The organism is Streptomyces sp. NPDC005423, assembly GCF_040606415.1.
Taxonomy (GTDB): Bacteria; Actinomycetota; Actinomycetes; order Streptomycetales; family Streptomycetaceae; genus Streptomyces.
On the sequence record NZ_JBEXET010000042.1, the window covers coordinates 37,666 to 50,712 of the forward strand.

Annotated in this window: 11 protein-coding genes and 1 pseudogene; 4 read left to right on the forward strand and 8 right to left on the reverse strand. The window is 72.2% G+C overall.

The genetic code is table 11. The features are described from left to right. Window positions 1–360 precede the first annotated feature (360 nt). On the forward strand, window positions 361–2,157 hold the full coding sequence (locus ABZT12_RS31685) for a M4 family metallopeptidase (RefSeq protein ID WP_356390921.1): 1,797 nt from the start codon (window positions 361–363) through the stop codon (window positions 2,155–2,157). A gap of 49 nt (window positions 2,158–2,206) precedes the next feature. On the opposite strand, the gene ABZT12_RS31690 is transcribed toward ABZT12_RS31685, so the two are convergent. Then, window positions 2,207–2,944, reverse strand: a complete 738-nt coding sequence (locus tag ABZT12_RS31690) for a hypothetical protein (RefSeq protein WP_356390923.1) — start codon at window positions 2,942–2,944, stop codon at window positions 2,207–2,209. Window positions 2,945–3,113: 169 nt separating this feature from the next. On the opposite strand from ABZT12_RS31690, the pseudogene ABZT12_RS31695 reads away from it, so the two are divergent. After that, window positions 3,114–4,511, forward strand: a pseudogene (locus ABZT12_RS31695) (glycoside hydrolase family 27 protein); the annotation flags it as partial. A gap of 46 nt (window positions 4,512–4,557) precedes the next feature. Here ABZT12_RS31695 and ABZT12_RS31700 read toward each other — a convergent pair. The 4 genes from ABZT12_RS31700 to ABZT12_RS31715 form a co-directional block, all read right to left on the reverse strand. Next, on the reverse strand, window positions 4,558–4,908 hold the full coding sequence (locus tag ABZT12_RS31700; RefSeq protein ID WP_356390925.1) for a UBP-type zinc finger domain-containing protein: 351 nt from the start codon (window positions 4,906–4,908) through the stop codon (window positions 4,558–4,560). Continuing rightward, window positions 4,905–6,362, reverse strand: coding sequence for an ATP-binding protein (locus ABZT12_RS31705; RefSeq protein WP_356390926.1), 1,458 nt, complete (start codon window positions 6,360–6,362; stop codon window positions 4,905–4,907). Before ABZT12_RS31705 ends, ABZT12_RS31700 begins: the two co-directional genes overlap by 4 nt. Continuing rightward, a complete protein-coding gene (locus tag ABZT12_RS31710) occupies window positions 6,359–8,035 on the reverse strand; it encodes an FAD-dependent oxidoreductase (protein ID WP_356390928.1) in 1,677 nt (558 codons plus the stop codon). The genes ABZT12_RS31705 and ABZT12_RS31710 overlap by 4 nt, the downstream gene beginning before the upstream one ends. Before the next feature lie 134 nt (window positions 8,036–8,169). Further along, complete coding sequence (locus tag ABZT12_RS31715) at window positions 8,170–8,523, reverse strand: VOC family protein (RefSeq protein ID WP_356390930.1); 354 nt, start codon at window positions 8,521–8,523, stop codon at window positions 8,170–8,172. Between the two features lie 81 nt (window positions 8,524–8,604). On the opposite strand from ABZT12_RS31715, the gene ABZT12_RS31720 reads away from it, so the two are divergent. Next, on the forward strand, window positions 8,605–9,504 hold the full coding sequence (locus tag ABZT12_RS31720; RefSeq protein WP_356390932.1) for a universal stress protein: 900 nt from the start codon (window positions 8,605–8,607) through the stop codon (window positions 9,502–9,504). Window position 9,505: 1 nt separating this feature from the next. Here the strand turns inward: ABZT12_RS31720 and ABZT12_RS31725 are convergent, their stop codons facing one another. The 3 genes from ABZT12_RS31725 to ABZT12_RS31735 all read right to left on the reverse strand — a co-directional run bounded on the left by ABZT12_RS31725 (window position 9,506) and on the right by ABZT12_RS31735 (window position 12,278). Then, a complete protein-coding gene (locus ABZT12_RS31725; protein ID WP_356390934.1) occupies window positions 9,506–10,741 on the reverse strand; it encodes a DUF4032 domain-containing protein in 1,236 nt (411 codons plus the stop codon). Between the two features lie 9 nt (window positions 10,742–10,750). After that, a complete protein-coding gene (locus tag ABZT12_RS31730; protein ID WP_356390936.1) occupies window positions 10,751–11,497 on the reverse strand; it encodes an MBL fold metallo-hydrolase in 747 nt (248 codons plus the stop codon). A 151-nt stretch (window positions 11,498–11,648) separates the two neighbouring features. Then, entirely contained in the window at window positions 11,649–12,278 is a 630-nt protein-coding gene (locus tag ABZT12_RS31735) for an alpha-ketoglutarate-dependent dioxygenase AlkB (RefSeq protein ID WP_356390938.1), read from the reverse strand. Window positions 12,279–12,407: 129 nt separating this feature from the next. Between ABZT12_RS31735 and ABZT12_RS31740 the strand changes: the two genes are divergently transcribed. Then, the gene (locus ABZT12_RS31740; RefSeq protein ID WP_356390940.1) at window positions 12,408–13,034 is read left to right on the forward strand and encodes a TetR/AcrR family transcriptional regulator; all 627 of its coding nucleotides are present in this window, start codon (window positions 12,408–12,410) and stop codon (window positions 13,032–13,034) included. Window positions 13,035–13,047: the final 13 nt, after the last annotated feature.

The window sequence follows — 13,047 nt, forward strand, 5'->3', positions numbered from 1 at the left end:
TCGTCGTCCGGTCCAACGCCCGGCGGGGCCACGGCGGTTCCCGGCCACGGAGCTCGGGTGCCGTACCGGTGGCGCGTCTCCGTCTGCGAGATCGGTCACATCGGAGCGAGGCAACCTACCCGTGCTCCGTCACCTCTCCACAGGCGACGCACAGTTGGTCACTTGGCGATCACCTAGCGAGATCAAATCGCAAAGTATTGCCATGAAACGCAGGAATAGCGACGATCCAGGCTTTACATGCACATGACCGATCCGTAAGGGTCGTCCCGGGGCCCGACCAGTCCCCGTGGCGCGTCCAACAGCGCCATGTATGCGGGCGGTTGGCGATCCCGGCCGTCCCGAACGGAGGAACCCTCATCCATGCGTAGAGCCCACATACGCGCCCTGGCGATCGCGGCCGCGGTGACGACGACCGCCACCGGACTGGCCGGCACGGCGTTCGCGGGACCGGCCACGGGGGCCGACCGGACCACCGCCTCCGCCGGCGCCACCGCCGCGCCGGTCGTCGAGGCGGCCCGCGCCGCCGCCTTCGCCCACGCCTCGGCCACGGGCGTCGTCCAGGGCGACGCGCTGCGCGCCCAGGACGTGCTGATCGACCCGGAGGGCGCACGCCACGTCCGGTTCGTACGGACCCACCAGGGCCTGCCCGTCCTCGGCGGCGACCTCGTCGTCCACCTCGACCACCGGCTGGCGTACACCGGGGTCACCCGCGCCGCCGACCACACCGTCCGGCCCGCCACCACGAAGGCCACCCTGACGGCCCGGCAGGCCGAGGAGAAGGCCGCCGCGGTCGCCCAGGGCGACGCGGGCAGCGCCCGGCTCGTGGTGGACGCCCGCGCCGGCGGCGCGGCCCTCGCCTACCAGGTGCCGGTCAGCGGCAGCGGCACCGCGGACGGCGGCGGCTCGCGCACGGTCGTCATCGACGCCGTCACCGGCAAGGTGCGCAGCAACGCGCCCGACAGCGACGAGTTCCTCTCGCCCAAGCTGATCGACACCCTGCGCCGCCGCGGCGAGACGCTCGACCCCGCCACCGGGACGGCCGTACAGCCGACCGCGCTCACCGGCGCCGCCGCGACCCGCACGGTCCACTACCCGGTCACCGCCACCGGCACCGGAAGCTCCCTCTTCGTCGGCAAGGTCCCGCTGACCACCACCCAGACGGCCCGCACCAGCTACCTCCTCAAGGACCCCACCCGCTGGGGCACCGAGACCCGCGACGCGAGGAACCACGAGCTGGAGAGCTTCGCCCGGGGCGTCAAGTTCACCAGCACCACCGACAAGTGGGGCAACGGCTCCGTCTCGCACCGCGACACCGCGGCCGTCGACGCCCAGTACGGCATCACCAAGACCCTCGACTTCTACAAGAAGACCTTCGGCCGCAAGGGCATCGAGAACAACGGCAAGGGCGCCCGCGCCATGGTCCACTTCGGCAGCGGGGTCGGCAACGCCTTCTGGGACCCGACCTGCGACTGCATGCTCTACGGCGACGGTGACGGCGACCTGTTCAAGAAGCCGCTCGTCGTCCTCGACGTCACCGGCCACGAACTCACCCACGGCGTCGTCGACGCGACCGCCCAGCTGGAGCCGACCCGCGTCGACGCGGACGGCAACCAGTACGGCGAGCCCGGCTCCCTCAACGAGTCCCTCGCCGACATCTTCGGCTCCGACGTCGAGTTCAGCGCCGCCAACCCGAAGAACCCGCCGAACTACCTGATCGGCGAGAAGCTCGGACTGGCCCAGAAGTTCCTGCGCCGCCTCGACCACCCCTCCCTCGACAGGCTGGAGGGGACGATCGACTACTGGTCGCCCCGGACGTACGACGCCGAGGTGCACGCCGGCTCCGGCGTCTCCTCGCACGCGTACTACCTCCTCGCGGAGGGCAGCGGCCGCAAGACGGTCGGCGGGGTCGCCTACAACTCGCCCACCTACGACGGTTCCACGGTCGAGGGCATCGGCCGCACCAAGGCCACGGCGATCTTCTACCGCGCGCTCACCCGCTACATGGTCTCGACGACCGACTTCCACGACGCGCGCCTCGCGACGCTGAAGGCGGCGGCGGACCTCTACGGCGCGAGCGGCACCGAGTACAAGACCGTCGACAAGGCGTGGGCCGCCGTGAACGTCACGGTCGCCAACACCCCCACCGCCAGGCGCTGATGCCCGGCCGGGTGCCCTGCCCCCGCCCGGGGCACCCGGCCGCGCCCGCTCAGGCCCGCTGCCTCTCCACCGCCTCCGAGACCGTGAACACGGCGTCGCAGTCGGGGCAACGGGCCTTCCCGAACACGTACGTCAGTGCCCGGGCGACCTCCGCGCGCCCCGCCTCGACCGCCTCGCCGTACAACCGGGCCCCCACACCGTCGAGTTGGCCGGGGTCGGCGGGCAGCAACGCGGTCCGCCCCTGTGCCCCGGTGTCGCGGCCGGGCACGTAGTCACCGGCCGAGGCGAAGAAGCCGTACGCGCCGAAGGCGACGAACAGGCAGTGCTCGCAGTGCGGGCACTCCACCTCGAACTCCTCGCTGTTCACGCCCTCCAGCGCCTCCGCCCAGACCCCGGCGCGCTCGAAGGCGAGGACGGACATCTGGAGATAGACGAAGGTGTGCGGATCCGGCTCGGGGAAGGCGATCAACTCCCGTGCGACTTTGCGCAGTTGCCCGAACTCCGGGGCGTACCGCGCGTGGCAGTCGTCGTCCGGGTCCGTCGCGATCAGCCCGGCCATGACCACCGCCTGGGTCGGCTCGCCGGGCGCCCGGCCCAGCGCGATTTCCGTGAGCACCGGCAGCGCCGCCCAGCTCGCGTCGTACACCGAACCCTGGTGGCAGAGCGAACCCCACAACTCCTGCCACACCGCGTCGTCCTCGGCGCCACCGAGCCGCGCGAACAGGGCCGGGATGTCCTCGGCGGAACCGTAGGCATGGGTCAGTTCGGCCCAATTGATCGTCGTCATACGGCGATTGTGCCGTCCCCCACTGACAATCCGCTCCGCCCCGAACGCGTGCTCACCGGCCGGCGCGGGGGGCCGACCGCGTACGATCTGTTCGCCGACGGCTGCACCACCGCCGACCAGCAGAGACCAGTCCGACCGGCGCCTCCGCATCCCCAGCAAGGAGCCGATGATGTTCCTCCGCACGTCCGCCCGTGCCCGGAGAGCCGTGGTCGTGCTGGCCCTCACCGTGGGCTTCGCGACGACCGTCCCCGCGGCGCGGGGACGCACACCCCCGAGCCTCGCGGCCAGACCGTACATGGGCTGGTCGAGCTGGAGCATGGAGACGTCCAGTTACCCGGGCCTCAACCCGGACGGCGACTACAGCTACCTCACCCAGGCCAACGTCCTCAAGCAGGCCGACGCCCTCGCCGCCAAGCTGAAGAGGTTCGGCTACGAGAACGTCAACATCGACGCCGGCTGGTGGCGGGACAGCGACTGGCAGCCCGGCTACGACCGGTACGGCCGCCAACAGGCCGACCCCCAGCGCTTCCCCAGCGGCATGAAGGCCGTCGCCGACCACCTCCACGCCAAGGGGCTGAAGGCCGGCATCTACCTCCCGGCCGGCCTGGAGAAGGGGGCCTACGGCGAGGGCAGGACACCCGTGTGGAACGCCGACGGCTGCACCACCGCCGACATCGTCTACCGCGACCTGCGCACCACCAACGGCTGGGACAACGCCTACAAACTCGACTTCTCCCGGCCCTGCACCCAGAAGTACGTGGATTCGCAAGCCCGGTTGATCGCCGGCTGGGGCTACGACTTCCTCAAGCTCGACGGTGTCGGACCCGGCTCGGGCAAGAGCGGCGAGCAGTACGACAACGTTGCCGACGTGGCCGCGTGGCACCGGGCCATCGCCGCCACCGGACGCCCGGTCCACCTGGAGGTGTCCTGGTCCCTGGACATCGGACACGCCGCCGACTGGAAGAAGTACTCCGACGGCTGGCGCATCGACGCCGACGTCGAGTGCTACTGCGACACCCTGGTCAGCTGGGAGAACTCGGTCGACGACCGCTGGGACGACACCCCCCGCTGGACCCGGCACGCGGGCCCCGGCGGGTGGAACGACCTCGACGCCCTCGACGTCGGCAACGGCGCGATGGACGGTCTGACCCGGGCCGAGCGGCAGAGCTACGCCACCCTGTGGGCCGTCGCCAAGTCGCCGCTCTACACCGGTGACGACCTCACCCGGCTCGACGACTACGGCCTCTCCCTCCTGACCAACCGTGAGGTCATCGCCGTCGACCAGAGCGACGCGCCGCCCGCGCGCCCGGTCACCCGCGCCGGCCACCAGCAGGTGTGGGCCGCCGAGAACCCCGACGGCACCCACACCGTGGCCCTGTTCAACCTCGCCGACGCCCCCGCCGCCGTCACCGCCGACTGGACGGCCCTCGGCTTCACCGGCGAGGCGGCCGTCCGGGACCTCTGGAAGCACCAGGACCTCGGCACGTACCGGAACGAGGTGACCGAGGCGCTGCCCGCGCACGGCTCCCGCCTGTTCACCGTCACCCCGCGCGGCGTCGCCGTGACGACGACCGCCGACGAGTGAGTGCGCCCCCGCCCACGGCGGCGCCGTCTCAGCGGAGGGTGTCCGCCCAGTTCGCGGGCACCCGGCCGGCCGGGCCGGGTGTCGGCTGGTCGGCGGGGTGGCTCAGCGGGGGAGCGAGGTCCGGCCCGGCGTCGTAGAGCTCGGAGGTGGTGAAGTTCCAGAACCAGGTCTCGCCCGGCTCGTAGCTCTGGATGAACGGATGCCCCGTGGCGTGGAAGTGGGCGGTGGCGTGCTTGGAGGGGGAGTCGTCGCAACAGCCGACGTGACCGCACTGCGCGCAGCGCCGGAGGTGGAACCACCAGCCGTCGGAGGCGTCGCACTCCACGCATCCCGCGCCGCTCGGTGCGGCGCCGGGGTCGATTCCGGTGACGTCGTTCATGCCGGCTCCTCGGGAGTCTCGTCGTGGGTGGCGGTGAGGGGAAGCAGGACCTGGAAGCGGGTGTCGCCCGGCACCGACTCCACCTGGAGGGAGCCGTGGTGCTTGTTGACGACGATCCGCCAGGAGATGTCCAGGCCGAGGCCCGTGCCCTCGCCGACCGGCTTGGTGGTGAAGAACGGGTCGAAGATACGGCTTCGGATCTCCGGCGCCACACCCGGCCCCGAGTCCCGGAACTCGACCAGCAGCTGATCGCGCTCCAGCGCCGTCCGCACGGTCAACGTGCCGTCCCCGCCCGCGGTGTTGACGGCGGAGACCGCGTTGTCGATCAGGTTGGTCCACACCTGGTTCAGCTCGGCCGGGTAGGCCGGGATCCTGGGCAGCGTGCGGTCGTACTCCTTGACGACCTTGATCCGGTCGCCGATCTTCCCCGAGAGCATCAGCAGGGTGCTGTCGAGGAGTTCGTGCACGTCGGCGACCTGGAAGGGCGCGCGGTCCAGCTGCGAGTACTGCTTGGCGGCGCCGACCAGGCGGGAGACCCGGGTCGTGGAGTCCTCGATCTCGGACATCAACAGCTCGGTCTCGACGGTGTAGTTGAGCCAGCCGATCGCCCCCGGCAGGATCTCCTCGTCCACCGCCGCCGCGATCTGCTCCAGCCAGTCGATGTCGAGACCGGCCTGCACGAACGTCGGCGCGATCTGCCAGGCCTCCATGACCCCGTGGTCGTCGAGCCAGTCGGTGAGGGCGTCCTCGCGGTCGGAGGCCTCCAACGGGCTCAACGTCGGTGCCTTGGCGACCCGTTCGGCGGTGCGCTCCTGGATGTCGATGAGATTGGCGAGGGCCTCCCGCGAGTACGGGCCGGCGGCGATGACGCGCAACTTGTGCCGCATCTTCGCCACCCGCTCCCGCAGCGTGGAGGTGGCCCGCACCGCGGCGGCGGCCGGGTTGTTGAGTTCGTGGGTGAGCCCGGCGGACAACGAGCCCAGCGCCAGCAGCCGTTCACGCTGGCTGATCGCCAACTGGCTGCTCTTCTGGCCGAAGAAGAGCCCCTCCAGCAGATGCACCGCCATCGGGAACCACTCGCGCATGATGTCCGCGAACGTCTCTGCGGGCAGCACGAAGAACCGCGTCGGCTCCGTCACCCGCATCGAGTTGAGGTACACCTGCTGCACCCGCTCCCCGATGTACGCCTGCATCGCGCCCGCGTACACCCCGCGCTGCGAGGACCGGCTGACCTCCACGTCGTCCCCGCCGACCCGGCGGGAGAGCACCACGGTGCCCTCGATCATCACGTAGAAGCAGGTCGCCGGAGTGCCCTCGGTGTAGACGGGGCCCGGCTCGAACAGCTCCACCCGGCCCTCGCCGCAGAGCCGTCCGAGCTGCTCCGACGACAGCTTCTCGAAGAGGAACAGCGAGCAGATCTCCTGCGGGCTGCACGGCAGTCGCTTCCCGCTCATGACTGCTCCAGGTACCGGTGGACGAGCATCACGGCCATGGCTCCCTCTCCTACGGCGGACGCCACACGCTTGGCGGACTCCGCGCGCGCGTCGCCCGCCACGAACACGCCGGGGATGTTGGTCTCCAGGTGGTACGGCGGCCGTTCCAGCTCCCAGCCGGCCGGCGGCCGTCCGTCGTCGGTGAGGTCCGGCCCGGAGAGGATGAACCCGTGCTCGTCGCGGAGCACCGTGCCGTCCAGCCAGTCGGTCAGCGGGGCCGCGCCGATGAACACGAACATCCACTGCGCGTCGACCAGTTCGGTCCGCCCGCTCTCGGTGTCGCGCAGCGTCAGCTGCTCCAGGTGGTCGGAGCCGTGCGCGGCCTCGACGACCGTGGAGCAGCGCACCGTGATGTTGGCGGCCTCGTTGATCTGCTGGATCAGGTAGTACGACATCGACGCGGCCAGTGACGGTCCGCGCACCAGCAGCGTCACCGACTTGGCGCCCCGGGCCAGGTACATCGCCGCCTGTCCCGCCGAGTTGGCGCCGCCGACGATGTACACGTCGTGGCCCTGGCAGGAGGCCGCCTCGGTCAGCGCCGAACCGTAGTAGACCCCGCAGCCCGTCAGGTCGGTGCTGCCCGGCGCGCGCAACTGCCGGTAGGAGACACCGGTCGCCAGGATCACGCTGTGCGCGGCGACCGCCGAGCCGTCCGCGAACCGTACGACGCGTGCGGCGCCGTTGATCTCCAGCCCGGTGACCTCGCGGGCGGTGAGGATCTCGGCCCCGAACTTGGCGGCCTGCCGCCGGGCCCGCTCGGTGAGCTGGCCGCCGGAGACACCGTCGGGGAAGCCGAGGTAGTTCTCGATGCGCGAACTCTGGCCCGCCTGTCCGCCGGTCGCCGACCGTTCGACGAGCACCGTGCGCAGCCCCTCGGAGGCCCCGTACACGGCGGCGCCGAGCCCGGCCGGCCCGCCGCCGATGACGACCAGGTCGTAGAAGTCGGCCGTCGGGGTGGTGGCGAGGCCGACCTGGGCGGCGAGTTCGGGTGCGTCCGGCTCGACCAGCACGTTCCCCTCGGCGGTGACGACGAGCGGCAGCCGCTGTCCGTCCTGCCCGGCCGCGCCGAGCAGCCGGCGTCCCTCGGGTGTGTCGGCCGAGTACCAGCGGTAGGGCACCTGGTTGCGGGCCAGGAACTCCCGCACCTCGGAGGAGCGCGCCGACCAGCGGTGCCCGACCACCTTGATGCTGGGCACGGGCCGGTAGTCGCTGGAGCGCCACGCCTCCAGCAGGTCGTCGAGGACCGGGTAGAGCTTCTCCTCGGGCGGGTCCCACGGCTTGAGGAGGTAGTGGTCGAGGTCGACGACGTTGATGGCGTCGATCGCCGCGTCCGTGTCCGCGTACGCGGTCAGCAGCACCCGCCGGGCGCCCGGATACACGTCCAGGGCCTGTTCGAGGAACTCGATGCCGTTCATCCGCGGCATGCGGTAGTCGGCCAGGATCACCGCCACGAGATCGCCGCGCAGCTTCAGCTCGCGCAGCGCCTCCAGCGCGGACTCGCCCGACTCCGCGCGCACGATCCGGTACGACTCGCCGTAGCGCCGCCGCAGATCGCGGGCGACGGCACGGGAGACCCCCGGATCGTCGTCCACGGTCATGATGACGGTCCGCGCCTGTTCGGCGGCCTGTGCCATACGTCTCCCACCCCGAGTGGTCGGTTGCGGCACGGCGGTCCGGTGGGCACCGGCCGTCGCACCGGCTCCCGCCCATCGTATGTTCGATCGCGCGCCCGTGCTCCGGCCACCCAGGGGGCTGGGGAGGAGGCGGCTCAGCGGTGCCGGGAGCCGAGCACGCAGAACACGTTGTGCTCCGGGTCGGTGAGTACCACCCACGGCTGTTCGCCCTGTCCGACGTCGGCGGTCCGCGCCCCCAGCGACAGCAGCCGGGCCACCTCGGCCGCCTGGTCGTCGGGACGGAAGTCGAGATGCAGCCGGTTCTTGCCCGCCTCGCGCTCGGGGACCGTCACGAAGACCAGCCCCGGGAGGCGATCCGGCGCCGGCCTGATCTCGACCTCGCCGGGGGCCTCGCCCACCACCACCCAGCCGAGCGCCTCGGCCCACCAGCTGCCGAGCGCCCCGCTGTCGGCCGCGTCCACGACCACCTGCTCCCACGTCAAGGTCATGCGGGCAGGGTAGTGAAGACTGGGCCGGGCACATGGGACCACAGCGCGACACGACACGGCACGACACAGGGAGAGCAGCGGATGACAGGCCCGATCACGGCAGGCGTCGACGGAACGGCGGAGAGCCTCGCCGCACTGGCGTGGGCGGCCCGCGAAGCCGTACGGCGGGATCTCGCGCTGCGCGTGCTGCACGTGTGGCGGCACGCGCCGCGCCTCGCCCTCGGCGCCGAGAACGCCGGAGGCGCCGGTGACGCCGGTGAGCGGGGGACCCAGGAGCGCTGGGTGCGGGACGCGGCCGACGACGCCGTGCGCACGGTCGCCGAGCGGCACCCGGGCCTCGACGTGTCCGCCGACATCCGCGAGGGTGACCCGGCCGACCTCCTCGCCGAGGCCGCGGCCGACGCCGGACTGCTCGTCCTCGGCTCGCGCGGTCACGGAACGGTCGTCGGCTTCCTGGTCGGCTCCGTCGGCCGGCAGGTGATCGCCGAGGCCGCGCGGCCCGTGGTGCTCGTGCGGGCCGGCGACCGGCCCGCCGCGGAGGCCGCCGGGCGCGAGATCGTCGTCGGCCAGCAGGGCGACGCGGAGGACAGCGCCGCCGCCCTGGGCTTCGCCTTCGAGACGGCCGCCGCCCGGGGTGCCGGGGTGCGGGCCGTGCGGGCGTGGACGCTGCCGCCGGTCTTCGCCTACAGCCCCGGCTCCCTGCGGCTCCTCGACGAGGCCGGCGGCCTGGCGCCGTACGAGAGGAAGGCGCTGGCCGAGGCGGTGGCGCCGTGGCGGGAGCGCTTCCCCGGGGTGCCGGTGGTGGAGCAGGTGGAGATGGGCAGCGCGGGGGAGGTGCTGCTGTCGCTGGCCGGGCGGGCGCAGCTGCTGGTGGTCGGGCGGCGCGCGCACCGTACGGCGGTGGGCGCGCGGGTCGGCTCGGTGGCACACGGGGTGCTGCACCACGCGGAGTGCCCGGTCGCCGTGGTGCCGCACCCGTGAGTCACTCCGGGGCGGTCGGCTCCAGGGTGGCGCGCGCCTTGGGCAGGATGTTGCTGATGTAGTCGGTGACCACCGTGTCCAGGCCGATGTCGTGCTGGGCCCGCTCGGACAGGTACCAGCGGTGTTCCAGCAGCTCGTGGTAGATCTCGGCCGGGTCCATGGCACCGCGCAGCTCCGGCGGTACGGCCCGCACGGTGGGCCGGAACACGTCCCGCACCCACCGGTGCGCGAGCACCTCCGGGCGGGCCGCGAGCGGGTCGCCCGGGGCGTGGTCCTCCTGGGTGGCCATCCAGCTCTCCAGGTCCGTGAGCAGCCGCCGGGCCTGGTTCTCCTCGGCGTCGAGACCGGTCAGGCGCAGCAGTTGGCGCTGGTGGTGCCCGGCGTCGACGACCTTGGGCACGAAGGTGACCGTGTCGCCGTGCGTCGAGTGCTCGATCTGCATCTCGGCGACGTCGAAGCCGAGTTCGTTGAGCCGGCGGATCCGGCGCTCTATGTGCCGGTACTTGCCCGCCGGGTACACGGAGGTGCGGGTCAGCTCCTCCCACAGCTCCTGGTAGCGGCCGCAGATCTCGGTGCCGAACTCGATCGGGTCCACGGACGGATGCAGCGCACCGGCCGCCTCCAGGTCGAGCAGTTCGCCGCTGATGTTGACCCGGGCGAGGTCGAGGTCGTAGTCGCGCTGCCCGTTGCTCAGCCGGGGGTGCAGATCGCCGGTCTCCGCGTCCACCAGGTAGGCGGCGTAGGCGCCCGCGTCCCGCCGGAACAGGGTGTTGGAGAGCGAGCAGTCGCCCCAGGCGAACCCCGCCAGGTGCAGCCGCACCAGGAGTACGGCGAGGGCGTCCATCAGCCGGTGCATGGTCGCGGGGCGCATCGTCGTCTCGAACATCGAGCGGTACGGCATCGAGCCGCCGAGGTGCCGGGTGATCAGCACCGGCTCCAGCGGGCCGCCCGTCTCGTCCACGCGCCCGGTGACCACGGCGAGGGGGTCCACGGCGGGGATGCCGAGCCGGTCCAGGTCGCGCAGCAGCTCGTACTCGCGCAGGGCGGGCCGCTCGGCCAGCTCCTTGACGGCGATCACCTCGGCGCCGGCCCGGGCGTAGCGCACCACGTGCCGGGAGATGCCGCGCGGCAGCGGCACCAGGTACTCCTCCGGCCACTCCTCCAGGGGGACGTCCCACGGCAGCTCGAGCAGCAGGGCGGGATGCTCCGGGTTGGTCGCGTTGATCTGGAGTGCCATGGGGTGACCCTAAACGGCCTGTTCCCGCGCGCGTCGTGCGGCGTCACGGACCGGACCGTCGTGGGCCGGGCCGTGGCCGGGCAGCAGAACGTCGGCGTCGAGCGTTTCGAGAACGGCGAGCGAGGCGACGGTGCGGTCGCGCTCGTGGTGGAACATGTCGGGCAGCAGCTGCGGTCCCCTGATCCGGGAAGTGGGGTGGCCGGTGACCAGGGTGTCGCCCGAGATGACCAGGCCGGCCTCCGGCAGGTGGAACACACAGTGCCCGTCCGTGTGGCCCGGGGTGTGCACCGGTATGGGTCCGCCGGGCAGGTCGAGCCGGCCCGTGCCCGGGAAGGGTTCGGGGGCGGTGACGGGGTGCTGCTCGGTGCCGCCGGAGCGCAGCGCGTGCACCATCCACGGCAGGACACCGGGCCGCCAGGCGTTCTTCAGGACGGCCCCGACACTCACCTGCTGGAGGAACTCCCGCCTGGCGTGCGGCACTTCGGCCTCGTGGAGGTAGACCGGGATGCCATGGGCCGCGCGCAGGTGTTCGGCCGATCCGAGGTGGTCGTTGTGGGCGTGGGTGATCAGTACGGCGGTCACCGCCTCGGGTGAACTGCCCACCTGTGCGAGGGAGTCGAGCACCAGCTGACGGTCACCGGGGTAGCCGGTGTCCACCAGGGTCACCGCGTCGCCCTCCGTGAGGATCACCCAGTTGGTGTTGGACCCGTGCACCAGGTAGGCGCCGTCGGCGACTTGGCGTACATCTGCCCGCATGTTCGTCCCTCGTGAGGTGGCGGCTCGACGGGGGACAGCCAACCAGATCCGGTGAACCGCGGGGCAGGTGGGGGGAGACCGCGCCTGCCGCCGTCCGCCGGACACGGCTCCGGCGCGCGACCGGAGCGCCCCGCCTCCCCGCCGCCCCGTCTCAGCGCACGTTGTGCGGGCGGAACTGCACGCTGATCCGCGGTCCCGCGGCACGGGCGGTCTTGGGCACGCAGTGCTCCCAGGTCCGCTGGCAGGAGCCGCCCATCACGATCAGGTCGCCGTGCCCGAGCGGCCGCCGTACCGAGTCACCGCCGCGCACCGGGCGCAGCAGCAGGTCCCGGGGCGCCCCCACGGACAGGATCGCCACCATCGTGTCCTCGCGGGCGCCCCGTCCGACGCGGTCGCCGTGCCAGGCGACGCTGTCCCGGCCGTCCCGGTAGTAGCAGAGGCCGGCGGTGGTGAAGGGCTCGCGCAGCTCGTCCGCGTAGTGCGCGGACAGCGCCTGCCGGGCCTCGGACAGCACGGGGTGCGGGAGTCCGTCCTCCGCGCGGTAGAAGGCGAGCAGTCGCGGTACGTCCACGACCTGGTCGTACATCTGCCGGCGCTCCGCGCGCCAGGGCACCTCGGAGACCAGCTCTTCGAAGAGGGTGTCCGCGCCGGCCAGCCAGCCGGGCAGTACGTCGATCCAGGCGCCGAGGCCGAGTGCGGTGCGGCGGATCCCGTCGAGCGGGCCGAGGCGGAGCTGGTCGGCCTGGTCGAAGAGGGAGCCCTGGAGGTGGTGCGTGGTCATGGGTCCAGCGTACTCCCGATTCGAAAATGTGTTCCATTGTGCTCCAGATCCCGGCCCGGACGGTCCTACCCCTTTCGATACATCGGTGTATCGGATACATTCGCGTATCGAACAGCGAGGGGGCGGGACATGGCGGCCGAGACCACGGTCAAGCGGGTGACCCGGCGCCGGGTCCGCACCCGGGCCAATCTCCTGGACGCCGCCTTCACGGTCTTCGCGGCCAAGGGGTTCGGCCGGGTCTCCATCGAGGAGGTCTGCGAGGCCGCCGGCTACAGCCGGGGCGCCTTCTACTCCAACTTCGCCAGCCTCGACGAGCTGTTCTTCGCCCTCTACCGCGAGCGGGCCGAGCTCATCGCCGACCAGGTCGCCGGCGCGCTCGCCCTCGACGGCCCCGACCTCGACGTACCGGCCGCCGTGGACCGCGTCACCGACGTGCTCCTCCTCGACCTGGACTGGCTGCTGGTCAAGACCGACTTCCTGGTGCACGCGGCCCGGGACCCGGCCGTCGCCCAGAGCCTGCTGGACCACCGGGCACGACTGCGCGCGGCCGTCGCCGACCGGCTCGGCCGCGCCCGAGGGCGGGCCCGACTGCCCGGCGTACTGGGCGACATCGACGGCGCCGCGCACGCGGTGATCGCCGCCTACGACGGAGTCACCACCCAACTGCTGCTGGACAAGGACGTCGAGCGGGCGCGCGCCTGGCTCGGGCGACTGCTCACCGCCCTGCTGACCGACGGCAGCGGCACCCCCGGATGAAGCACCCCCAACA